Consider the following 24,005-nt stretch of genomic DNA (forward strand, 5'->3'; position numbering starts at 1 on the left):
TCAGTTCCCCGCGCCGTCGACAATCCAGGTGTCCTTGCTGCCGCCGCCCTGAGATGAATTGACCACCAGCGAGCCCTTGGTCAGGGCGACGCGCGTCAGTCCACCTGTGGTCACCCAGGGCTTCTCGCCGGACAGGATGAACGGCCGGAGATCGACATGGCGTGCTTCCATCTCGTCGCCGCACAGGGTTGGCGACGTCGACAGGCTGAGTGTCGGCTGCGCCATGTAGTTGCGCGGATTGGACCTGATCAGGTCGGCAAACGCCTCCCGCTCCTTGGCAGTTGAATGCGGTCCGATGAGCATGCCGTAGCCGCCTGATTCGTTGGCCGGCTTGACTACCAGCTTGTCGAGGTTGGCCAGGACGTACTCTCTGTCCTTGTCGAACATGCACAAATAACTTGGAACATTTGGCAGCAGCGGCTCCTCGCCAAGGTAATACTGGATGATCTGCGGCACGAAGGCATACACCACCTTATCGTCAGCCACGCCGGCTCCGGGCGCGTTGGCCAGAGCGACGTTGCCGGCGCGCCACGCGCGCATCAGCCCCCTTACACCCAGTGCCGACTCGGGGTTGAACACCTCCGGATCGATGAACATGTCGTCTACGCGGCGGTAGATGACATCGACCCGCGAGACCCCGTCGATCATGCGCATGTACACGCAGTCATCGTCGCCGACGTACAGGTCACTGCCTTCCACGAGCTGAATCCCCATCTGCTGGGCCAGATAGGAATGTTCGTAATAGGCAGAGTTGTAGATGCCCGGCGTAAGGATGACGATGACCGGGTCGTCCCCCGGGCGCGGCGACATCGAGGCGAGCATGTCATACAGCTGGGAGGTGTAGTCGTCGACCGGCTGGATGCGGCCGGTGGCGAACAGGTCGGGGAGGACGCGCTTGGTGACGTTGCGGTTTTCGAGCATGTACGACACGCCCGAGGGCACCCGCAGGTTGTCTTCGAGCACGTACAGGGTGCCGTCCTTGTCGCGAACCAGATCGGAACCGCAAATATGCGCCCAGACATTGTGCGGTGTGTTCACACCCACGCACTGCGGACGGAAGTTGACCGACTGCTCGAGAATCTCGGCAGGAAACACCTTGTCCTTGATGATCTTCTGATCATGGTAGAGATCATCGATGAACATGTTCAACGCCTGTACGCGCTGCTTGAGGCCGGCCTCGGTCTTCTGCCATTCGGCAAGGGGAATGATTCGCGGAACGATGTCGAACGGCCAGGCCCGGTCGATCATGTTGCCTTCGGTGTAGACGGTGAAGGTGATGCCCATCAGCTGGATGGCCACTTCAGCGGCGGTTTTGTGTTCCGATAGTTCGCGAGCGTCAAGATCCGCCAGATACCTGCATAACATCGACGCTTCCGGTCGGGGCTTGCCCGGCGCGGCTATAAGTTCGTCGTAGAAGCCTTTGGCGGTGTATTGGTCCCAGTTCACTTTGCTCATTCATCTACTCTGTCGGCAGGTAATGGTGAACGTTACGCTGCAAATGCCATACCAGCGACTTGGTGCGGCGAAGCGGCAGATCAGCGAGACGATCCTTCAAATAGGGCTATGCTGTGAATGTCACAGGCTGGTGTTACCAGCTTAGCAGCCGAGACGGAAAGCGCCTGTCGCCAAACCAGAAAGCCTTCGCCAACCGTTGGCACAGCCATTGCTTTCGCGAAGGAGCTGTTCCAGCCAGCGATTGACCGAGAATCCAACCGGGAACCGATTGATGACGATCCGAGTAGCACTCAGGCATTCCACCCGTTACGACTTCGACAAGCCGGTCTCGGTCGCACCCCACCAGGTGCGTCTGCGGCCAGCGCCTCACTGCCGGACACCTATCGAGGCCTACAGCCTGAAGATCGATGGGGGCGAGTATTTTCTCAACTGGCAGCAGGACCCGTTCGGCAATCACGTAGCGCGCCTGGTGTTTCCCGAGAAAATCGATCACCTGTATGTGGATGTGGAGCTGCAGATCCCCATGACGGTGGTCAATCCCTTCGACTTTTTCGTCGAGGAGTACGCCGAGCATTTCCCGTTCGAGTACCCGGAGGCGCTGCGCAAGGAGCTGGGCCCGTATCTGGAAAAGTCCGAGGCTGGCCCGTTGCTCAACAAATGGCTCGAGTCGGTATCGCAGGAGGAGCGGCCGATCACCGGCTTTCTGGTGGATATCAACCAGCGTTTGTCGCAGGACATCGAGTACCTGATCCGCATGGAGCCTGGCGTACAGACTCATGAAGAGACGTTGACGCTCAAGCGCGGCTCCTGCCGGGATACCTCCTGGCTGCTGGTGCAGATCTTTCGACAGCTGGGCCTGGCCGCGCGCTTCGTATCCGGCTACCTGATCCAGCTGACCGCCGACGTCAAGGCATTGGACGGGCCATCGGGCACCGAGGTCGACTTCACCGATCTGCACGCCTGGTGCGAAGTGTTCATTCCCGGCGCCGGCTGGATTGGCCTCGATCCGACCTCCGGGCTGTTCGCCGGCGAGGGACATCTGCCGTTGGCGGCCACGCCCGAGCCATCCAGCGCGGCGCCAATTACCGGCGCCACCGAACCCTGCGAGGTGGAGTTCGGCTTCGAGATGTCGGTCGAGCGGGTCCACGAAGATCCGCGGGTGACCAAGCCGTACACCGAGGATGAATGGCAGCGCATCGATGCGCTGGGCGACAAGGTCGACGCTCAGCTGAACGCACTGGATGTGCGGTTGACCATGGGTGGGGAGCCCACTTTCGTGTCGATCGACGACATGGATGCACCGGAATGGACCATTGCCGCGCAGGGGCCGACCAAAAGAGGGCTCTCCGAGAAGCTGCTGAAGCGTCTGCGCCCGCATTACGCGCCGCGCTCGCTGATTCATTACCAGCAGGGCAAGTGGTATCCGGGGGAGCCGTTGCCACGCTGGGCACTGGCCTGCTATTGGCGACGTGACGGCCAGCCGATGTGGCAGGACGATCGCTGGCTGGCCGACATGGATACCGATTACGACATCAACGAGGACGACGCGCGGATCTTCGCGCGCGAACTGGTCGGCCGACTGGGCATAAGCGATCGCTTCCTGATCCCCTGTTTTGAGGATGCCTACTACTACCTCTGGCTCGAGCAGAACCAGCCGGTGGATATTGATCTGCATGAAAGCGATCTGAAGGATGACGAGAACCGAGCCCGACTGGCAAGGTTGCTTGAGCGAGGGCTCGATTCGCTGACGGGCCTGACCCTGCCGCTGGCCAAGAGCACCGCAGGCAAGGGCTGGGAAAGCGGCGCCTGGCCGGTTCGGCGCAACCATCTGTTTCTGGTCCCCGGTGATTCGCCGATGGGGCTGCGGTTGCCGCTGTCGGCCTTGCCGATTGCCAAGCGCGATGAATTGCTCCCGCGCTCGCTGTTCGAGCCGTTGCCGGCGCTGGCGGATATCCACGGCGAGGTCGCCAGCCGCTACAACGACCAGCAGGCGGCCATGATCAAGGACATGGGCCGGCATCATCAGGGCAGCGGACAGGACTGGCAGGAGCAGCAGCCCGACATGGTCGATGGCGGGGTGATCGGTACCGCGCTCTGCGTCGAGCCGCGTGACGGCAAGCTGTTTGTCTTCCTGCCGCCGCTGGTGCTGCTGGAGGATTACATCGAACTGCTGGCGACCGTCGAGCAGACCGCTGCGCACCTCAACATGCCGGTATGCGTAGAGGGCTACCCGCCGCCGTCCGACCCGCGGGTGGAAAAATTCATGATCACCCCCGACCCGGGCGTGATCGAAGTCAACGTGATGCCCGCGGCGAGCTGGAAGGACATGGTTCGCAATACGCGAATTCTCTACGAGGAAGCGCGCCAGACGCGTCTGGGTACGGAAAAATTCATGCTCGATGGCCGCCACACCGGGACGGGCGGCGGCAACCACGTGACCCTGGGCGGCCAGACGCCCGCCGATTCACCGTTCCTGCGCCGGCCCGATCTGCTCGCGAGCATGTTGACCTTCTGGCAGCATCATCCGAGCCTGTCCTATCTGTTTTCCGGGCTGTTCATCGGCCCGACGAGTCAGGCACCGCGCGTGGACGAGGCGCGTCATGAGGCGATCTACGAGCTGGAAATAGCGCTCGGTCAGATGCCCAAAGGGGAGGTCCCGCAACCCTGGTTGGTAGACCGTCTGTTGCGTCATCTGCTGACCGACATCACTGGCAACACCCACCGCGCCGAGTTCTGCATCGACAAGCTGTATTCACCCGACTCGGCGACCGGTCGCCTGGGTCTGCTCGAACTGCGTGGCTTTGAAATGCCGCCGCATCCGGAAATGAGCCTGATGCAGCAACTGCTGATTCGCGCACTGGTCGCGCGCTTCTTCGCCGAGCCCTACCGTCAGCCTCTGGTGCGCTGGGGCACAGCCCTGCACGATAAATGGATGATGCCGCACTTCATATGGGAGGATCTGGGTGAAGTCATTGCCGATCTGCGGGCCCATGGGTTCGCGTTCGAGCAGCAGTGGTTTGCCCCGTTTCTGGAGTTCCGCTTCCCGCACATTGGCAACGTGCGCTATCAGGGTGTCGGTCTGGAGATTCGGCAGGCCATCGAGCCGTGGCATGTATTGGGCGAGGAGGCCGCTGGCGGCGGCACGGCGCGCTACGTCGATTCATCGGTGGAGCGGGTCGAAGTCAAGGTCAGTGACTTCAACGCCTCCCGGCACGTGCTGACCTGCAATGGTGTGCAGGTGCCATTGCAGTTCACCGGAGTGCCGGGCGAGGCGGTAGCAGCGGTGCGTTACCGTGCATGGCAACCGCCGTCGGCATTGCACCCGAATATTCCGGTGCACGCGCCGCTGGTGTTCGATCTGGTGGATCGCTGGAACCAGCGTTCCATGGGCGGCTGTACCTACCACGTCGTGCACCCGGCCGGGCGCAACTACGAAACGTTCCCGGTCAACGCCAACGAAGCAGAGGCGCGGCGCATGGCGCGTTTCTGGGATCACGGGCACACCCAGGGGCGCATCGTGCGTATCGAACAGGCACCTGGTCAGGAATATCCGCATACCCTGGATTTGCGCCGTGCAGCGATCAGGTCGCCCGGGCTATAATGCCGGCCTGGTTCTACCATCGAGGCGCCTCCCGGTCAGGGTCTAGCGGACAATAACATGCAGCCTACCGGCAAAACGGACCCAGCGGTCAAAACGCTGCTCGGGGACTATCCCGGGCACACCGCCCATGACGAGGTGTTCAACGAGGAGCGGCAGCCACGTGCGCACTGGCAGACCCTGCTGGACGACTTCGCCCAGTTGGGCCCGGAGATGCTTGGGAGCCGGTTCGAGGAAGCGCAGAACCTGCTCCACGAAAATGGCGTTACCTTCAATCCCTACGAGGACGACCCCGGTCAGCTGCGTTCCTGGCAGCTCGATGCAATGCCGTGGGTCATCAGCACCGAGGAGTGGCAGGATCTCGAAGCGGGGCTGAAGCAGCGCAGCCGCCTGCTTGAACACCTGCTGGACGATTTGTATGGCGAACGACGGGTCATCAACGAGGGCCTGCTGCCACCGGAACTGGTGTTCACCCACCCCGGTTTCCTGTTCGCTGCCGCAGATACCCCCTCGCACCTCGAACGCCCTCTGCTGATCTTTCACGGTACGGACGTCATTCGTGATCAGTACGGTCGCTGGCAGGTGCTGGCGGACTGGACCCAGTCACCGTCCGGTGCTGGATACGCTCTGGAAAACCGCATCACTCTGGCCCGCGCGCTGCCCAGCATTTACCGCGATGCGCCGATCAAGCGCCTGGCCGGCTTTCTACAGGCGCAGCACCGCTGTCTCGCCAGCCTGGCCAACACCCAGCGGGAACAGCCGAATATCGTGTTGCTGTCACCAGGCCCGGGTAGCGCCGGCTATTTCGAGCATGCCTGGCTGGCCAATTACATGAACTTCGCTCTGGTCGAAGGAGATGATCTGGTCGTGCGCGACGGCCAGGTCGCCATGCGAACGCTGGGCGGACTGATGCAGGTGGACGTGATCGTCCGTCAGATAAACGACCCCTGGTGCGACCCGCTGGAATTGCGCGCGGATTCGCTGCTGGGCGTCCCCGGCCTGCTGCAGGCTGCGCGAAACGGCGAGGTGCGTATTGCCAACGCATTGGGCGCTGGTGTGCTCGAGCATCCGGCCCTGTCGGCCTTCTTGCCCCGGTTGTGTCGGCACTTCCTCGGCGAGGATCTGATTCTGCCGTGCCGGGAGACCCTCTGGTGCGGTGACCCCGACTCGATCGGCATCATCAACCGCTCAATGGACGACTGGCTGCTGCGCGACATCGCGCGACCCGGCAAGATTCTGCGCCCGGACCAGATGGGGCTTGATGCGCTAAAGGATCTGCGCGCTGATCTGGTGCGCCGGCCACACATGTTCACTGCCCAACGCTTGCTCGAATCGGCGGTGACCCCCGGATTCAACCCGCAGAGCAAGGCGCTGGAGCGTCAGCATACGACCTTGCGCTTTTTCAGTCTGGTGGAGCCGGACGATTTGAAGAAGCCGGTGAGCGAGCGCAACTTCCGCATCATGCCCGGTGGGCTGGCCTGGGTTGGCGAACCGGGCGCGCCGCTGCTGCAAAGCCGCACGGTGAAGGACGTGTGGGTGCTGGCTCCGGTGCCACAGCCGCATATCAGCCTGCTGCGTCAGGCCCAGGGGCCGATTGTGGTGACCCGCGATGGCAAGGATCTGCCGTGCCGGGTCGCCGAAAGTCTGTTCTGGATGGGGCGTTACGGTGAGCGGCTGGATACTCGCTCGCGTTTGTTGCGGGAGGCGCTCGCCCGGCTGCTGCAGGAAGACCGGCACGAATCCGGCTCGAACGTCCTGCCAGACCTCCTTACCGCGCTGGACATTACCCTCGAACCCAGCGAAGACGCGCGCGAGCCGGTGCCGCCGCTGGGTTACGGACGCTTCAGTCGTGATTATCTGGCCACGCGGGATCGCCTGCTGCAGCTGTTTGCCGATGATCAGCCAGATGGTCTGCCGGTCCTTTTCGCGCACTTCGTGCGCAACAGCCGGGCCGTCCGCGACCATCTTGGCGACGACACCTGGCGGGCCATCAACAGCATGCGGCAGCGCTTCAACACGATTGCGCGTACTCGCGGGGTAGTGGTGGGTCAGCGGCATCTCGAAGCTATGATGATCGATCTCTCGGCATTCTTCGGCCTGTGCAACGAAACCATGCCGCACCATTACGGCTGGCGTTTCCTGGATATCGGGCGGTTCATTGAACGCGCCCTGGGCAGTCTGGAGCTGCTGAAGCTCGCGCTGCTGACCGCCAGCCAGCCGGGCATCCCGTTGTGGGAGGTGGTGCTATCCACCACCGACAATTTCACGGTCTATCGACGGCGCTACCGCTCGCAGCTGCATCCGTCGGCCATCCTCGATCTGCTGCTGTTCGACGAGACCAACCCGCGGTCGATTGGCTACATGCTCAAGCGGCTCGGTCGTCAGATCGAGAAGCTGCCATCGGCCGGGAGCTCACCGTATCGTAATCTGGAGACGCGGCTTATCATCCAGGCAACCAGCCAGCTGCATCTGGTCGATATCGACAAGCTGACCAATCTGGAGCGCTCGGCCGAAGCGCGCAAGGCCCTGACTGAGCTGCTTGATGGGCTTATCGAGCCGATGGCCGAGCTGTCCGACGCCATTTCGCACAGTCACTTCAGTCACGTGGAAACTCCGCGGCAGCTGGTGACCGTCCAGTACAACCTGACCTGACGCCGCGACCCATGAAATATCATCTACGCCATACCACGCGCTACGACTACAGCGGCTCCGTCACCCTTAGCCATAATGAAGCGAGAATTCTTCCGCGTTCGTTACCGTGGCAGGTGTGCGAGAACACCAGTCTGGTGATCTCGCCGCAGCCCGAGCGGATGCGCGAGCGCACCGACTTCTTCGGCAACCGCGTGGTGTATTTTTCCATCGAGAGCCTGCACGAGAATCTGCAGGTTGACGTCAACAGCGATATTCAGACGCTACCGCGGCCCCGGCCGTCCCAGGACTTCTTTTCCAGCATCGCCTGGGAAGATGCCGTGCGGGAGATGCGCGAGGACACCATCCACAGCAACCGCGACAGTCTCGATGCGCGCTTGTACGCGCTCGACTCGCCGTTCGTCCATGCGCATCGCAGTCTGGCGGATCTGGCCATCATCAGCTTTGGCTCGGGACGCTATCTGCTCGATGCCGTACTCGAGCTGAACCATCGCATCTTCAGCGAGTTTACCTACGATCCTGAATCGACCACGGTGGCCACGCCACTGCGCGAGGTTCTGGCCAACCGGCGGGGCGTTTGCCAGGATTTTGCTCACCTGGCCATTGGTTGCCTTCGCTCGCTGGGCCTGGCTGCGCGGTATGTCAGCGGCTACATGGAGACCATGCCGCCCGAGGGGCAGCAGAAACTGGTCGGAGCCGACGCGACCCACGCCTGGGTAGCAGTGTTTATACCGGGCTGGGGTTGGCTGGAGATCGATCCTACCAATGGCTGCCTGCCGGATGAGCGTTACGTAATTCTCGGTTGGGGCCGAGACTTTGCGGATGTCACCCCGCTCAAGGGTGTCATGACAGGGGGAGGGGAACACACCCTGACCGTGGCGGTTGACGTCATGCCGGTCTACGAGCAAGCGGCTGACGGATTGTTGGCGAATAGCTGATCCGGTGCGTGTTCCATGGCCCGGTCCGCTCCGGTGCGCCGTAGCGAAGTCGTGCAACCTTTATCACGGTCTTGCCCGCCGCTGCAGGGGGAGCGCCCTCAATCCGGGAGTACGGTGAGCTCTCGTTTCATCTTCGCCCATAAAAAACCCGGCTTGCGCCGGGTTTTTTTATGCCACCAACGTTACATGTTGGGGTAGTTCGGACCGCCGGTACCTTCCGGTGCCACCCAGTTGATATTCTGGGACGGGTCCTTGATGTCGCAGGTCTTGCAGTGCACGCAGTTCTGCGCGTTGATCTGGAAGCGTTTGCCACCGTTGTCTGCCTCGACAACTTCGTAGACGCCGGCCGGGCAATAGCGCTGAGCCGGTTCGTCGTACAGCGGCAGGTTCTTCTCGATCGGGATGCTCGGATCCTTGAGCTTGAGGTGAACGGGCTGATCTTCTTCATGGTTGGTGTTCGACAGGAACACCGAAGACAGCTTGTCGAAGCTCAGTACGCCATCCGGACGGGGATACTCGATTTTCGGCGCTTCGTCGGCCTTCTTCAGGCAGGCGTAGTCAGGCGTCAGGTCGCGCAAAGTGACCGGGCTCTTGCCGCTGAAGATGTTCTGGTCGACGAAGTTGAACGCGCCACCGAAGAAGGCGCCGAACTTGTGGATCGCCGGGCCGAAGTTGCGCGAACGATACAGCTCGTCATAGACCCAGCTGCTCTTGAACTTCTCGACGTAGCCATTGAGCAGATCACCGCCCTCGCTACCACCAGCCAGTGCCTCGAGAATCGCGTCGGCAGCCAGCATGCCGGACTTCATGGCAGTGTGAGTGCCCTTGATCTTGGCGAAGTTCAGGGTGCCAAGGTCGCAGCCGATCAACGCGCCGCCGGGGAAGACCATCTTCGGCAGGGCGTTGTAGCCGCCCTTGCAGATCGCCCGAGCGCCATAGGAGACGCGCTTGCCGCCTTCGAGATACTGCTTGATCACTGGGTGGTGCTTGTAGCGCTGGAACTCATCGAACGGGGAGAGGTGCGGGTTGCTGTAGGACAGGTCAACGATCAGACCCACTACGACCTGGTTGTTTTCCAGATGGTAGAGGAACGAGCCGCCGGTGTTCTCGTTACCCATGACGTCCAGCGGCCAGCCGGCGGTGTGTACCACCAGACCCTGCTCATGCTTGGCCGGGTCGATATCCCAGATTTCCTTGATGCCGATGCCGTAGTGCTGCGGATCGGACTCGTCGCAGAGGTTATAGCGAGCCATCAGCTGTTTGCCGATGTGACCGCGGCAGCCTTCCGCGAACAGCGTGTACTTGGCACGCAGTTCCATGCCCGGGGTATAGAAGCCTTCCTTCGGATTGCCTTCGCGGTCGACGCCCAGGTCACCGGTCACGATCCCGCGAACGATACCTTCTTCATCGATGAGGGCTTCCTGCGCGGCAAAACCGGGATAGATCTCTACGCCCAGATTTTCCGCCTGTTGGGCCATCCAGCGGCACACGTTGCCGAGGGAAACGATGTAGTTGCCCTCGTTGTGCATGGTTTTCGGGACCAGGAAATTCGGAAGCTTGCTGGCGTTTTCCGGACCGGTCAGGAAATAGATGTCGTCGCGCGTGACTTCGGTGTTCAGCGGGGCGCCGAGCTCTTTCCAGTCAGGAAACAGTTCGGTCAGTGCACGGGCTTCGATAACCGCGCCAGACAAGATGTGGGCGCCCACTTCGGAGCCTTTTTCCACAACGCAGACGCTGATTTCCTGACCTTTCTCGGCTGCCTGCTTCTTGAGCTGACAGGCCGCGCCGAGACCGGACGGGCCGGCACCGACGATGACAACGTCAAACTCCATGAATTCGCGTTCCACTATGTATCTCCTACTTTAGGCCCAATCAAAATCGATTTGTCGTGAGATCTTCCGTGATCGGTTTAGCCGGGCATTATATCAGCCCGAATAAGTCGCTCCAACGCAAAGATGTGTCGCGCCTTCAATACGACTTTTTATCTAGACCCAACTTGACCCTAAAGAGTGCGGTCGGCATGATAACAAATCTTGAATGAAGCGCTTCTGTTCGTTGGTTTTGTGAACGATTATCCTGTTTCAGTCACAAATTAGCCACACGCTTCCATTCACTGCTGTGTCGAATCATTCAAACGAGGCTGCCATGAAGGTACTAGTAGCGGTTAAACGCGTCGTTGACTACAACGTCAAGGTTCGCGTCAAGGCGGACAACACCGGTGTCGATCTCGCCAACGTCAAGATGTCGATGAACCCCTTCTGCGAAATCGCCGTGGAAGAAGCCGTGCGCCTGAAAGAGAAAGGCGTGGCGACTGAAATCGTCGCCGTATCGGTTGGCCCGACCGCTGCCCAGGAGCAGCTGCGTACCGCGCTGGCACTGGGTTGCGACCGCGCGATCCTGGTCGAGAGCAGCGAAGAGCTGAACTCGCTGGCCATCGCCAAGCTGCTCAAGGCCGTGGTCGACAAGGAACAGCCCCAGCTGGTCATCCTCGGCAAGCAGGCGATCGACTCGGACAACAACCAGACCGGCCAGATGCTGGCTGCGCTGTCCGGCTACGCCCAGGGCACCTTCGCCTCTGAAGTGGCCGTCGACGGCGAGCGCGTCAAGGTCACCCGTGAAATCGACGGCGGTCTGCAGACCGTTGACCTGAAGCTGCCGGCCATCGTCACCACCGACCTGCGCCTGAACGAGCCGCGCTACGCCTCCTTGCCCAACATCATGAAGGCCAAGAAGAAGCCGCTGGAAACCGTCAAGCCTGACGACCTGGGTGTGAGCACCAGCTCCACCATCAAGACTCTGAAGGTCGAGTCGCCGGCTGCACGCAAGGGCGGCATCAAGGTCAAGAGCGTCGACGAGCTGGTCGACAAACTCAAGAACGAAGCCAAGGTGATCTGAACATGACAACTCTGGTTATTGCAGAACACAACAACGCCGAGCTCATCGCCTCGACTCTGAACACCGTCGCCGCGGCCAAGGCCATCGGCGGTGACATCGACGTGCTGGTCGCTGGCGAAGGTTGCCAGGCCGTGGCTGACGCTGCTGCCAAGATCGAGGGCGTGTCCAAGGTCCTGCTGGCTGACAACGCGGCCTACGCGCACCAGCTGCCGGAAAACATGGGCCTGCTGATCGCAGAACTCGGCAAGAACTACTCGCACATCCTGGCCAGCGCCAGCACCAACGGCAAGAACTACATGCCGCGTGTTGCCGCCCTGCTGGACGTCGACCAGATCTCCGAGATCTCGGCAGTGGAAGGCGCGGATACCTTCGTGCGTCCGATCTACGCCGGTAACGCCATGGCCACCGTGCAGTCCAGCGCGTCGATCAAGGTCATCACCGTGCGTTCCACCGGTTTCGATCCGGTCGCAGCCGAAGGCGGCAGCGCCAGCGTCGAGAACGTCTCCAGCGCGCAGGATGCCGGTGTATCGAGCTTCGTCGGCGAAGAGCTGGCCAAGTCCGACCGTCCCGAACTGGCGGGTGCCAAGATCGTCATCTCCGGCGGGCGCGGCATGCAGAACGGCGAGAACTTCGAGATGCTGTACAAGCTGGCCGACAAGATCGGTGCAGCGGTGGGTGCCTCGCGCGCAGCGGTTGACGCAGGCTTCGTCCCCAACGACATGCAGGTCGGCCAGACCGGCAAGATCGTTGCACCGAACCTGTACGTCGCAGTCGGCATCTCCGGTGCCATCCAGCACCTGGCCGGCATGAAGGATTCCAAGGTGATCGTGGCGATCAACAAGGACGAAGAAGCACCGATCTTCCAGGTAGCCGATTACGGCCTGGTCGGCGATCTGTTCGAGCTGATCCCCGAGCTGGAAAGCAAGATCTGAGCAGTGCGCAGCACGCAGTAAGAAAAACCCGGCCTTGGCCGGGTTTTTTGTTGGCGCACGGCGATGGGTAGCGCGATTCCAACACAGGACTTCGCGCTGCCGGCGATGACGCGTTCGCGCCCAGGTGCGCTCCTGCATCAGAGTGTGCATATCGAATCCTGTAGGAGCGGGCATGACCGCGAAGAAGGATGCACGGTAACCAGGACCATACCCCGGCGGTGTCTGCAATGCCGCTTTCGCGCCCAGGTGCGCTCCTACATCGTGCCTGGGCCCGTAGGAGTGGGCATGACCGCGAAGAAGGATGCACGGTATCCAGGACCATACCCCGGCGGTGTCTGCAATGCCGCTTTCGCGCCCAGGTGCGCTCCTACATCGTGCCTGGGCCGGTAGGAGCGGGCATGACCGCGAAGAAGGATGCACGGTATCCAGGATCATACCCCGGCGGTGTCTGCGATGCCGCTTTCGCGCCCAGGTGCGCTCCTACATCAGGGGGGCTGCACCTATCCGTAGGAGGGGCGGGGCCGCGGAGGCCTGACCGTGAACAAGGATGCACGGTGCCTATAACCTGTACCCCTCTTCACGTACCGTTGCCGTTCAGCTCAAACGACTCCAACCGATACCCGTCCTGGTCGACTTCGAGCACCCAACCCTGGCGATCCCAGTCCCCGAGCACGATGCGCTGCGCCGCTTTGCCTTCGATCTGCAGTTCATGTACGGCTGGACGATGGGTATGGCCGTGGATCAGGGTGCGCACCCCGTGTCGGCGCATGACGGCTTCGACCGCCTGCTGGTTCACGTCGGTGATGTCGCTGGCCTTCATCCGCGTTCGCGTCTGGCTCTCGCTGCGCAGCTTGCGTCCGATGCGATGACGGGTGGACAGGGGTAGGGCATTGAGTACCGCAACCGATACGGGGTTGCGTAGCCAACGGCGCATCTTCATGTAGGCGACGTCGTCCACACACAGACTGTCGCCGTGCATCAAAAGCACCGGTTCGCCGTTGAGGGTCACGCGGGACGGATCGGGAAGCAGGGTGGCTCGGGCTTTGTTGCAGAACCCTTTGCCAAGCAGAAAATCCCGGTTGCCGTGCATGAAGTATATCTCGACGCCGGTATCGGCAAGTCGGGCCAGCGCGGCCGCGACCTGGTCTCCCAGCGGATTAGGGTCGTCGTCGCCCAGCCATGCTTCGAAAAAATCGCCAAGGATGTATACAGCCGCGCAAGCGGGTGCGCGCTCGTCGAGGCAACGCAAAAACGCCCGGGTTATGTCCGGGCGTTCAGCTTCCAGGTGCAGATCCGACAGGAAGAGGTAGCGCATGCGGCGCTTAGTCGACCAGTTCGGCGCGCTCGATGATCACGTCCTCGGCCGGCACATCCTGATGGCCGTTGCGCATGGTGGTCGAGACCGACTTGATCTTCTCAACGACGTCCATCCCCTCGGTCACCTGACCGAACACTGCATAGCCCCAGCCCTGGACGGTCGGTGCGCTGTGATTGAGGAAATCGTTATCGGCGACGTTGATGAAGAACTGTGCGCTGGCCGAATGCGGCTCCATGGTCCGCGCCATGGCTACGGTGCCTTTCTTGTTGGAGACGCCGTTGTTGGCTTCGTTCTTGATTGACTTGCGGGTTTCCTTCTGCTTCATACCGGGCTCGAAACCACCGCCCTGGATCATGAAGTTGGAAATCACACGGTGAAAGATGGTGTTGTCGTAATGGCCGTCGCGGACATACTGCTTGAAGTTCTCCACGGTTTCCGGCGCCTTGTCGGCGAACAGTTCCAGGGTGATGACACCATAATTCGTGTGCAGTTTGACCATGCAGGCAATCCTCGGCTGGATGTAAACAGGGGTTCGTTGTTGCGGTATGATAAGCGCTTTGGCCTGCATGGCCTAGCCACAATCCGCGGGCGCCGTTATTCGGTGCTCGCCCGTAACGAGTCGCTCAACCCTATGAACAAACCGGACAGCACCCCGCCAGCTCATTTTTTGCGGCAGATCGTCAAGGCCGACGTCGAGAGCGGCAAGCACCCGAAGATCGTCACGCGGTTCCCCCCGGAGCCCAATGGCTACCTGCATATTGGTCATGCCAAGTCGATCTGCCTGAACTTCGGCCTGGCGCAGGAATTCGGCGGTGAGTGCAATCTGCGTTTCGACGATACCAATCCGGCGAAGGAAGAGCAGGAATACATTGACGCAATCAAGGCCGACGTCGAGTGGCTGGGATTCCAGTGGGCCGGCGACATCCACTACGCATCGGACTACTTCGACCAGTTGCATGCCTGGGCCATCGAGCTGATCAGGGCCGGCAAGGCGTACGTCGATGATCTGTCGCCGGAGCAGGCGCGCGAATACCGCGGTACGCTGACCGAGCCGGGGAAGAACAGCCCGTTCCGGGATCGCAGTGTCGAGGAGAACCTGGATCTGTTCGCGCGCATGACTGCTGGCGAATTCCCCGACGGGGCTCGCGCGCTGCGTGCCAAGATCGACATGACCGCGCCGAACATGAATCTGCGCGACCCGATTCTGTATCGCATCCGTCATGCCCACCACCATCAGACCGGCGACAAATGGTGCGTCTATCCCAGCTACGATTTCACGCACGGCCAGTCGGACGCGATTGAAGGCGTCACCCACTCCATCTGTACGCTGGAGTTCGAAGATCACCGCCCGCTGTACGAGTGGTTCATCAACAATCTGCCGGTGCCGGCTACGCCGCGCCAGTATGAGTTCGCACGTCTGAACCTCAATTACACCGTGACCAGCAAGCGCAAGCTCAAGCTGCTGGTCGATGAAGGGCACGTGGATGGATGGGACGACCCGCGCATGTCGACGCTCAGCGCGTTCCGTCGCCGAGGGTATACAGCCGCATCGATTCGCAACTTTTGTGAGCGCATTGGCGTCACCCGCTCCGATGGCGTGGTCGACATGGGCGTGCTCGAATTCAGCATCCGCGAAGATCTGGACGCCAACGCGCCGCGCGCCATGTGCGTGCTGCGTCCGCTGAAGGTGACCATTACCAATTACCCCGAGGGGCAGACCGAACGCCTGGAGCTGCCGCGTCATCCGAAGGAAGACATGGGCGTGCGTGTGCTGCCGTTCAGCCGCGAACTGTACATCGACCGTGATGATTTCATGATCGATCCGCCCAAGGGTTACAAGCGTCTCGAGCCGGGCGGCGAGGTCCGCTTGCGCGGCAGCTACGTGATTCGCGCGGATGAAGCCGTTACGGACGCCGAAGGCAACATTGTCGAACTCAAATGCTCATACGATCCTGACACCCTGGGCAAGAATCCCGAGGGTCGCAAGGTCAAGGGCGTGATTCATTGGGTTCCTGCCGCTGAAAGCGTCGAGTGTGAAGTGCGCCTGTACGATCGCCTGTTCCGTGCGCCGAACCCGGACAAGGGCGAGGAGGGTGGTACCTTCCTGGACAACATCAATCCCGAGTCGCTGGTTGTGCTCAAGGGTTGCCGCGCCGAGCCGTCGCTGGCTCAAGCCACCGCCGAGGACCGGTTCCAGTTCGAGCGCGAAGGCTACTTCTGCCTTGACTCGAAGGATTCGACTGCAGATGCACCGGTGTTCAACCGTACCGTCACCCTGCGCGACTCGTGGGGCGGCTGATGACACTGTCGATCTACAACACGCTCAGCAAGAACAAGGAAACCTTCAAGCCTCTGGTCGGTAATCAGGTGCGGATGTATGTATGCGGCATGACCGTGTACGACTTCTGTCATATCGGTCACGCCCGCGTGATGGTCGCCTTCGATGTGATCGCCCGCTGGTTTCGCTATCGCGGCTATAAACTGACGTATGTGCGCAACATCACCGATATCGACGACAAGATCATCCGGCGTGCCAATGAAAACGGCGAGACGTTCCAGCAGCTGACCGGTCGCATGATCGCGGCGATGCATGAGGACGAGACCCGGCTGAACGTATTGCGCCCTGATCAGGAGCCGTGCGCCAGTGATCACATCGACGGCATGCACAGCATGATCCAGACGCTGATCGACAAGGGGTACGCCTACGCGCCCGGGAATGGGGATGTGTATTATCGCGTCGGCAAATTCGAGGGTTACGGCAAGCTCTCGCGCCGGCGCATCGAAGATCTGAAAATCGGCGCGCGGATCGAGGTCGACGAGTCCAAGGAAGACCCGCTGGACTTCGTGCTCTGGAAAGCGGCCAAGCCAGGCGAGCCAAGCTGGGAGTCGCCATGGGGTGCCGGCCGGCCGGGCTGGCACATCGAGTGCTCGGTCATGTCGACCTGCTGCCTGGGCGACACCTTCGACATCCATGGTGGCGGCCCGGACCTGGTCTTCCCGCACCACGAGAACGAGATCGCGCAGAGCGAAGCGGCTACCGGCAAGCCCTACGCTGCGGCGTGGATGCACGCTGGGGCTGTGCGCGTCGATGGCGAAAAGATGTCCAAGTCGCTGGGTAACTTCTTCACCATTCGCGAAGTGCTGGAAAAGTACCATCCGGAGGTGGTGCGCTATCTGCTGGTGTCCAGTCACTACCGCAGCGCGATCAATTACTCCGAAGACAATTTGCGTGAAGCCAAAGGTGCGCTGGAACGTTTCTACCTGGCACTGAAGGGATTGCCATCAGCTCAGCCGGCAGGCGGAGACAGTTTCGCCGAACGCTTCGCTGCAGCGATGGACGATGACTTCAATACCCCTGAAGCCTGCGCGGTGCTGTTTGAAATGGTGCGCGAGGTCAACCGTCTCAAGGAAGCCGACATGAGCGCTGCCGCCGGCCTGGCCGGACGTATGCGCGAACTGGCAGAAACGTTAGGCATCCTGCAACTTGAAGCCGATGCGTTTCTGCAGTCTGGCGCCGAAGGCAAGATCGATGCGGCTGAAATCGACGGTCTGATCCAGGCCCGTCTGGCGGCCCGAGCGGAAAAAAACTGGGCCGAGTCGGACCGGATACGTGATCAGCTCACGGCCATGGGTGTGGTGCTGGAAGACGGCAAAGGCGGTACAACATGGCGACTGGCGGACTGACTATGCCTGCTTCTCTGATTGATCTGCGCGATCGCGTAGCGCTGGTGACGGGCGCTGGCAGCGCGGAAGGTATCGGCTTCGCCACAGCGAAGCTGCTGTTCGAGGCCGGCGCCTGTGTCGCGCTCACCTCGACCACAAACCGGATATTCGAACGGCAGAAGTCGCTGGATCCGAATGGCGAGCGCAGCATAGGCCTGGTGGCCGATCTGACTCACCCGGAGCAGGCGCAGGAACTGGTCGATCGGATCATCGAGCGTTTCGGTCGCATCGACGTACTGGTCAACAACGCCGGCATGACGCAGTCCGGCGCGGAAGAATTCGAGTCAAAGCTTTTTCACGAAATGCCGTTCGAACACTGGCAACGTGAGATCGACCTCAACCTCAACACCTGTGTGCATGTAACCCAGACGGTGCTTCCACATATGCTCAAATCCGGGTACGGCCGCATCGTCAATGTCGCGTCGGTGACGGGGCCATTGGTGACCTTTCCAGGTACCGCTGGCTACAGTGCCGCAAAATCCGCGATGGTCGGGCTGACACGGTCGATCGCCCACGAGGTGGCAGGGCAGGGCATCACGGTGAACGCCGTGGCGCCGGGCTGGATTGCCACACATTCGAGTCTGCCAGATGAACTGCAGGCCGGGCGACGCACGCCGGTAGGGCGTCCAGGCACCCCTGAAGAAGTTGCTCGGGTGGCGCTGTTTCTGGCCAGCCCAGGGTGCAGCTATGTCACAGGCCAGATGCTGGTGGTAGATGGTGGCAACAGCCTCCAGGAAATGAAAGGTTGAAACGAGGCGCTCCGTACCCGGAGCGCCTCGCTGCAATCAGCGCCAGATATCGGTATCGATCTTCTCACGCAGTTCCGGGTAATCGTTGCCACGGAACTTCGGAATCTCCCCACTCTTTCGTTGCGCCATATAGTCCTTGGTCAGCTTGGCTACCGTACCCGACAACAGCACGATTGCGACGAGGTTGATGGTCGCCATCAGACCCATCGACGCATCGGCGGCGTTGAATACCGTTCCGACCGCCTCATACGCGCCCCACACCACCATCGCCAGCGCGGCAGCCCGCAGCAGGGTCAGACCCAGTGTATTGCCCGCCCCGAGATAGATCAGCGAGTTCTCGGCATAGGTGTAGTTGCCGACGATGGAAGTGAAGGCGAAGAAGAAGATTGCCACGGCGATAAAGTAGGTGCCGGCAGGCCCGATATGGGCTTCCATCGCTTGTTGTGTCAGCTGGGTGCCCGTCACACCTGAGCCGGGCTCGAGGACGCCCGACAGCAGAATCATCACGGCGGTTGCGGTACAGATGACGATGGTGTCGATGAATACCCCGAGGGCCTGGACCAGCCCCTGGGAGGACGGGTGATGCGGCATGGGTGTCGCGGTTGCTGCGATATTGGGCGCCGAACCCATACCGGCTTCGTTGGAAAACAGACCGCGCTTGATGCCGTTGAGCATCGCGGCGGCAACCGATCCGGCCACCCCGCCCGCGGCCTCTTCCAGACCGAATGCACTGCGCACGATGGTGGCCAGCACGCCCGGCACCTCGGTGATGTTCACAACAATGACGTACAGGGCCATGAGTACATAGATGCCGGCCATCAGCGGAACTACCAGCTCGGCAAAACGGGCGATCGAGCGCAGTCCACCAAAGATCACGATGCCGGCAAGAACCGCGACGGCCAGTCCGACCCAGATGTTGGGTATGCCGAACGCACCTTCCATCGCATCGGCGATGGAGTTGGCCTGCACCGCGTTGAACACCAGGCCGAAGGACAGAATCAGCGCGAGCGCGAAGATCACCGCAGCCCACGGCGCGCGCAATCCCTTGGCTATATAGAACGCAGGACCTCCACGGTATTGCCCCTTGCCGTCGCGAACCTTGTACAGCTGAGCCAGCGTGCTTTCCGCATAGGCGGTAGCCATGCCCACCAGCGCTACCATCCACATCCAGAAAATGGCACCGGCTCCACCCAGATACAGCGCGACCGCTACGCCCGCCAGGTTACCGGTGCCGACCCTTGATGCCAGACTGGTACACAGCGCCTGAAAGGGCGATATGCCGTTCTGGTCACTGTGTCGCGAACCCTTGATCGCACGGATCATTTCACCGAAGTGGACGAACTGGATCAGTCCGAGCCGGATAGTGAAAAAGATGCCCACCCCGAGCAGTCCGTAGATAAGGATGTAGCCCCAGAAAATGTTGTTGAGAAAATCGATAATTGCGGTCATGTCTGCCTCGCCATTCCCGTTGACGGTAATAATCACTTCTTAATGTAGTCGGCACGATTGATTACGCCAGAGAATAACGGGCGCGGTTCGCTCCGGTGGCCGCGATAGCCATGTGATTTGGCGCTTTATGGTGCTATCGGCCTGCGCGCAGCGGGACTATATTGGTGTATCTGCGTCAATCTCCAAAAGGACACCAACAATGACATCGCTGACGCCCGCCGACCTCAAGATCGTCCCCCGGCGCATGGATTTTGCGCTGCCTGAGCCGTTGCCGCGCCATTGGCATTCCAACGATCCGTTCAAAACGCATTTCTTCAATGCCATGTCGGTGCTGTTCCCGGATGGGGAGCGCTATTTTATCGACTCGGTACGGTTGTTCCGCGACCGGGTCAGCGATCCAGCGCTGCAGGAACAGATTCGCGGCTTTATCGGACAGGAAGGCCACCACAGCCGCGAACACGTCGAGTACAACAATCGGCTGCGCGCGCTGGGGTACGATATCGACCGTCTCGAACTGCCGGTCAAGAAGCGCATCCGCTTCGTACAGAAACAGTTCACCCCCGAACGTCAGCTCGCCGGGACCGTGGCGATGGAACATTTCACCGCCATCCTCGCCGATGCGCTGTTACGCGAACCGCACTGGATAGACGGGGCAATTCCGGAAATGAGGCAGATCTGGCGCTGGCATGCTCTGGAGGAAACCGAACACAAGGCGGTGGCTTTCGATGTCTACATGCAGGTCTGCGGTGATCGCGATCTGCTGCGCAAGGCGATGCGTCAGGCGACCTTCTTCTTTCTCAAGGACGTGACCATCGGAACCTGGCACATGCTGCGCCGTGATGGCTGTGCCAGTTTCTCGACCTGGGCCAGGGGCATGCGCTGGTTGTGGGGGCGTGATGGCTTCTTCACACGTTTGATCCCCGTTTATCGCGACTTCTACAAGGACGGCTTCCATCCGTGGCAGCATGACAATGCCGAACGGATGCAGTCGCACGCCGCAGAATTCAATGCAGGCCTGGTGCGCTGAAGTCGTTGCCCACCCTGACGGTGGCGTTCCGCCACCGTTGCATAATTGCTGCTTGCCTCGAGACAGTGTTGCGCAATAACAACGCTGTCTCGCTTCGATAAGTAATTTTTTGTTGTTCACATCGAATCCATGCTGAGCTTCTGTCTCGCTTCGGCTATGCTGTAGCGCAAAAAAACGGCTAGTCATTTGCCCAGGAGTCTCCATGCCGGTAAAACTGTACGTCCCCCGGGAAACGCGGCTGCACGAAAAGCGCGTTGCTCTGGTTCCCTCTGTTGCTGCCAAACTGGTCAAGCTCGGAATCGAGCCCAGCCTTCAACCAGGTGCTGGCGAAGCTGCCCGTATTCCTGATTCCGCGTTCGTTGATGCAGGCGCCGTGATCGGCGTTGATGCTGCACCGCAGCTTGTCTTCAGCGTTCAACCGCCGTCGGTCGAGCAGATCGGTCAGATGCAGCCGGGCACCGTGTTGTGCTGCTTCGTCTACGCACACCGTGAGCCGGAGATCGTCCGGGCACTGCGTGACCGCAACATCACCTGCTTTGCGATGGAACTGGTGCCACGCACCACGCGCGCCCAGGCGATGGATGCGCTGTCTTCCCAGGCCGCATTGGCTGGCTACTACGCAGCGCTGCTGGCTGCCTCCAGCCTCAACCGAATTCTTCCGATGATGACGACGGCTGTGGGCTCACTGCGTCCGGCCAAGATTCTGGTGATGGGGGCGGGTGTGGCCGGTCTGCAGGCACTGGCGACAGCCAAGCGCCTCGGTGCAATGGTTGAGGGTTACGACGTGCGTCCGGAAGTAAAGGAGCAGGTCGAGTCCGTGGGCGGCAAATTCGTCGACACCGGCGTCTCGGCTGCCGGCACCGGTGGATACGCGCGCGAGCTTACCGCCGAAGAGCAGGCCAAGGTGGCCGAAGTACTGACGCGCCACATCCAGAACGCTGACGCGGTGATCACCACTGCATCCATCCCGGGCCGCCCGAGCCCGAAGATCATCAGCGAAGAGCAGATTCGCGGCATGAAGCCGGGCGCAGTGATCATCGACCTGGCTGCTGAAGGGGGTGGTAATACGCCGCTGACCCAGCCTGGCGAAACGGTCGAGGTGGGACCGGCGACCATCGTCGCTCCGCTGAACGTGCCTAGCCATCTGGCCGAGCACGCGTCTGAGCTCTACGCGCGCAACCTGCTCAATCTGGTCGGCCTGATGATCAAGGACGGCGAACTCAATCTCGATTGGGAAGACGACATTCTGGCCGGGGCTGTTCTCACGCACGCCGGCGAAATCAAGAACGAAACGGCGCGCAAAGCCGTCGAGCTGAGCTAAGGAGCACCCATGGACGTCACTACAGCCATTACAGGTTTCGTAGCGTTATACATCTTCATGCTTGCAGCCTTCACCGGCTACGAGATCATCGGCCGCGTGCCAGCCATTCTGCACACTCCGCTGATGTCGGGCTCGAACTTCGTTCACGGCATCGTGGTTGTTGGCGCAATGTGGGCGCTGCTCAATGCAGGCACTCCGCTGGAGCAGGCGATCGGGTTCTTCGGTGTACTGCTTGGCGCGGGTAACGCAGCCGGTGGTTACGTGGTAACCGAGCGCATGCTGGAAATGTTCAAGGCGAGCGACAAGCGCAAGCCAGAAGCGACCGCCGACAAGGATTAATCAATGTACGCGAACTTCATTATCGAAGCGGCTTACTTCATTGCCGCGCTGCTGTTCATCTATGGTCTCAAGCGCATGGCCAGTCCGGTCACTGCGCGTTCCGGTATTGTCGTTGCCGGCTGGGGCATGATCATTGCGGTCGTCGCCGCTTTTCTCTACGGCCTCGACGTCGCTCCGCGTGCCGAAGAGCATCTGACCGTCAACATCATCCTGGTCATCGTGGCGCTCGCCCTGGGTACCGGCTGGGCCTGGTTCAGCGGCAAGAAGGTCGCCATGACCGACATGCCGCAGATGGTTGCGCTGTATAACGGCATGGGCGGCGGTGCTGCGGCCGCCATTGCTGCCAGCGAGCTGTTCTCCGGAAATGCTCAGGCGCACGGCACCGTTGTCACCATTCTCGCTGTGCTCGGCGGTCTGATCGGTTCGGTTGCGTTGTCCGGTTCGCTGATCGCCTGGGCCAAGCTCGATGGGCGCATGAACAAGACGCTGCGTCTGCCTGCTCAACAGTGGATCAATGCCGGTCTGTTCCTTGCTTCGCTTGCCCTGGGCGCGGCGATCACCACCATGGGTGCAGAAGCCGGCGTGCCGATGCTGCTCATCGCGGTATTCTTTGTACTGGCTCTGATTCTCGGCGTACTGCTCACCACTCCGATCGGCGGTGCCGATATGCCGGTGGTGATCTCGCTGTACAACGCGTTCACCGGTCTGGCGGTTGCTTTCGAAGGCTTCGTGCTGCAGAACCCGGCAATGATCATCGCGGGTACCGTGGTGGGTTCGGCCGGTACACTGCTGACGCTGATGATGGCCAAAGCGATGAACCGTCCGGTTTCCAACGTCATCTTCAGCCAGTTCGGTGAAGGCGGGGATGGTGATGAGGGTGACATCGAAGGCTCCATGAAGTCGGCTGAAGCTTCCGATGCGGCGATTGCCATGTACTACGCCAGCAAGGTGATCATCGTCCCGGGCTACGGTCTGGCGGTGGCTCAGGCTCAGCACAAGCTCTATGAGTTCGTGAAACTGCTGCAGAAGCAGGGCGTGGACGTGCGGTTTGCGATCCACCCGGTTGCCGGCCGGATGCCTGGTCACATGAACGTGTTGCTCGCCGAAGCCGGCGTGCCATACGACATCATCTTTGACCTGGAAGACATCAACGAAGACTTCGCGCAGGCGGATGTGGCGATTGTTCTTGGCGCCAACGACGTGGTCAACCCGGCCGCCCGTCACCGCAAGTCCAGCCCGATCTACGGCATGCCGATTCTGAACGTCGACTACGCGCAGCAGGCCTATGTGGTCAAGCGCGGACAGGGCAAGGGCTACTCCGGCGTGGAGAACGAGCTGTTCTTCGCCGAGAACACGTCCATGGTCTATGGCGACGCACAGAAAGTCATGGTGCAGATGATCGAAGCGGTCAAATCCCTGGGCTAAGCCCAGGGAAGCGGCAAGCTGCAAGCCACAAGCAGCAAGCTGAAAGTGCAAGCGCAGAAGCCTCGGTATCGAACCGGGGCTTTTGTTTGCATGATGTTTGGAAAGCGCATCACCGTATCAGACGGACGCACGCTCACAAAAAACCCGGCTTTCGCCGGGTTTTTGCTTGCTGCTTGGAACTTCTAGC

The 24,005-nt window shown here is 60.9% G+C and carries 17 protein-coding genes; 12 read left to right on the plus strand and 5 right to left on the minus strand.

Annotation, left to right across the window (positions count from 1 at the left end; translation table 11 throughout):
* The gene (locus tag KEM63_RS07815; RefSeq protein ID WP_223655658.1) at positions 1–1,455 is read right to left on the minus strand and encodes a circularly permuted type 2 ATP-grasp protein; all 1,455 of its coding nucleotides are present in this window, start codon (positions 1,453–1,455) and stop codon (positions 1–3) included.
* Between the two features lie 271 nt (positions 1,456–1,726).
* Here KEM63_RS07815 and KEM63_RS07820 point away from each other — a divergent pair, with 271 nt between their 5' ends.
* Genes KEM63_RS07820 through KEM63_RS07830 form a run of 3 tightly spaced genes read left to right on the plus strand, consistent with a single transcriptional unit; the run spans position 1,727 to position 8,640 of the window.
* Complete coding sequence (locus KEM63_RS07820; protein ID WP_223655659.1) at positions 1,727–5,056, plus strand: transglutaminase family protein; 3,330 nt, start codon at positions 1,727–1,729, stop codon at positions 5,054–5,056.
* A gap of 57 nt (positions 5,057–5,113) precedes the next feature.
* Positions 5,114–7,705, plus strand: a complete 2,592-nt coding sequence (locus KEM63_RS07825; protein WP_223655661.1) for a circularly permuted type 2 ATP-grasp protein — start codon at positions 5,114–5,116, stop codon at positions 7,703–7,705.
* 11 nt (positions 7,706–7,716) lie between these two features.
* Positions 7,717–8,640 (plus strand): transglutaminase family protein, encoded by a 924-nt coding sequence (locus KEM63_RS07830; RefSeq protein WP_223655662.1) that lies wholly within the window; start codon positions 7,717–7,719, stop codon positions 8,638–8,640.
* Between the two features lie 182 nt (positions 8,641–8,822).
* On the opposite strand, the gene KEM63_RS07835 is transcribed toward KEM63_RS07830, so the two are convergent.
* The gene (locus KEM63_RS07835) at positions 8,823–10,487 is read right to left on the minus strand and encodes an electron transfer flavoprotein-ubiquinone oxidoreductase (RefSeq protein ID WP_223655664.1); all 1,665 of its coding nucleotides are present in this window, start codon (positions 10,485–10,487) and stop codon (positions 8,823–8,825) included.
* Positions 10,488–10,785: 298 nt separating this feature from the next.
* On the opposite strand from KEM63_RS07835, the gene KEM63_RS07840 reads away from it, so the two are divergent.
* A complete protein-coding gene (locus tag KEM63_RS07840) occupies positions 10,786–11,535 on the plus strand; it encodes an electron transfer flavoprotein subunit beta/FixA family protein (protein ID WP_223655665.1) in 750 nt (249 codons plus the stop codon).
* A 2-nt stretch (positions 11,536–11,537) separates the two neighbouring features.
* Positions 11,538–12,467 carry an electron transfer flavoprotein subunit alpha/FixB family protein gene (locus KEM63_RS07845; protein WP_223655667.1) on the plus strand — a complete coding sequence of 310 codons (930 nt, stop codon included), beginning with the start codon at positions 11,538–11,540 and terminating at the stop codon, positions 12,465–12,467.
* 577 nt (positions 12,468–13,044) lie between these two features.
* Here the strand turns inward: KEM63_RS07845 and KEM63_RS07850 are convergent.
* On the minus strand, positions 13,045–13,782 hold the full coding sequence (locus KEM63_RS07850; RefSeq protein WP_223655669.1) for a UDP-2,3-diacylglucosamine diphosphatase: 738 nt from the start codon (positions 13,780–13,782) through the stop codon (positions 13,045–13,047).
* Between the two features lie 7 nt (positions 13,783–13,789).
* The gene (locus tag KEM63_RS07855) at positions 13,790–14,284 is read right to left on the minus strand and encodes a peptidylprolyl isomerase (protein WP_223655671.1); all 495 of its coding nucleotides are present in this window, start codon (positions 14,282–14,284) and stop codon (positions 13,790–13,792) included.
* Positions 14,285–14,416: 132 nt separating this feature from the next.
* On the opposite strand from KEM63_RS07855, the gene KEM63_RS07860 reads away from it, so the two are divergent.
* From KEM63_RS07860 to KEM63_RS07870, 3 genes are read left to right on the plus strand one after another with little or no spacing between them, the layout of a single operon-like run.
* The gene (locus KEM63_RS07860; protein ID WP_223655673.1) at positions 14,417–16,084 is read left to right on the plus strand and encodes a glutamine--tRNA ligase/YqeY domain fusion protein; all 1,668 of its coding nucleotides are present in this window, start codon (positions 14,417–14,419) and stop codon (positions 16,082–16,084) included.
* On the plus strand, positions 16,084–17,469 hold the full coding sequence (gene cysS, locus KEM63_RS07865) for a cysteine--tRNA ligase (protein WP_223655675.1): 1,386 nt from the start codon (positions 16,084–16,086) through the stop codon (positions 17,467–17,469). The genes KEM63_RS07860 and cysS overlap by 1 nt, the downstream gene beginning before the upstream one ends.
* Before the next feature lie 2 nt (positions 17,470–17,471).
* Complete coding sequence (locus KEM63_RS07870) at positions 17,472–18,257, plus strand: SDR family NAD(P)-dependent oxidoreductase (RefSeq protein WP_223655677.1); 786 nt, start codon at positions 17,472–17,474, stop codon at positions 18,255–18,257.
* Positions 18,258–18,293: 36 nt separating this feature from the next.
* On the opposite strand, the gene KEM63_RS07875 is transcribed toward KEM63_RS07870, so the two are convergent.
* Positions 18,294–19,706, minus strand: coding sequence for an alanine/glycine:cation symporter family protein (locus KEM63_RS07875; RefSeq protein ID WP_223655678.1), 1,413 nt, complete (start codon positions 19,704–19,706; stop codon positions 18,294–18,296).
* Between the two features lie 199 nt (positions 19,707–19,905).
* Between KEM63_RS07875 and KEM63_RS07880 the strand changes: the two genes are divergently transcribed.
* The 4 genes from KEM63_RS07880 to KEM63_RS07895 all read left to right on the plus strand — a co-directional run bounded on the left by KEM63_RS07880 (position 19,906) and on the right by KEM63_RS07895 (position 23,818).
* A complete protein-coding gene (locus tag KEM63_RS07880; protein ID WP_223655680.1) occupies positions 19,906–20,733 on the plus strand; it encodes a metal-dependent hydrolase in 828 nt (275 codons plus the stop codon).
* Between the two features lie 202 nt (positions 20,734–20,935).
* Positions 20,936–22,054: an NAD(P) transhydrogenase subunit alpha gene (locus tag KEM63_RS07885; RefSeq protein WP_223655681.1), complete on the plus strand. Its 1,119-nt coding sequence runs from the start codon at positions 20,936–20,938 to the stop codon at positions 22,052–22,054.
* Positions 22,055–22,063: 9 nt separating this feature from the next.
* Complete coding sequence (locus KEM63_RS07890; protein ID WP_223655683.1) at positions 22,064–22,393, plus strand: NAD(P) transhydrogenase subunit alpha part 2; 330 nt, start codon at positions 22,064–22,066, stop codon at positions 22,391–22,393.
* A gap of 3 nt (positions 22,394–22,396) precedes the next feature.
* Positions 22,397–23,818, plus strand: coding sequence for an NAD(P)(+) transhydrogenase (Re/Si-specific) subunit beta (locus KEM63_RS07895; RefSeq protein WP_223655684.1), 1,422 nt, complete (start codon positions 22,397–22,399; stop codon positions 23,816–23,818).
* Positions 23,819–24,005 lie beyond the last annotated feature (187 nt).

Source organism: Halopseudomonas nanhaiensis (assembly GCF_020025155.1).
In the GTDB taxonomy this organism is placed as follows: domain Bacteria; phylum Pseudomonadota; class Gammaproteobacteria; order Pseudomonadales; family Pseudomonadaceae; genus Halopseudomonas; species Halopseudomonas nanhaiensis.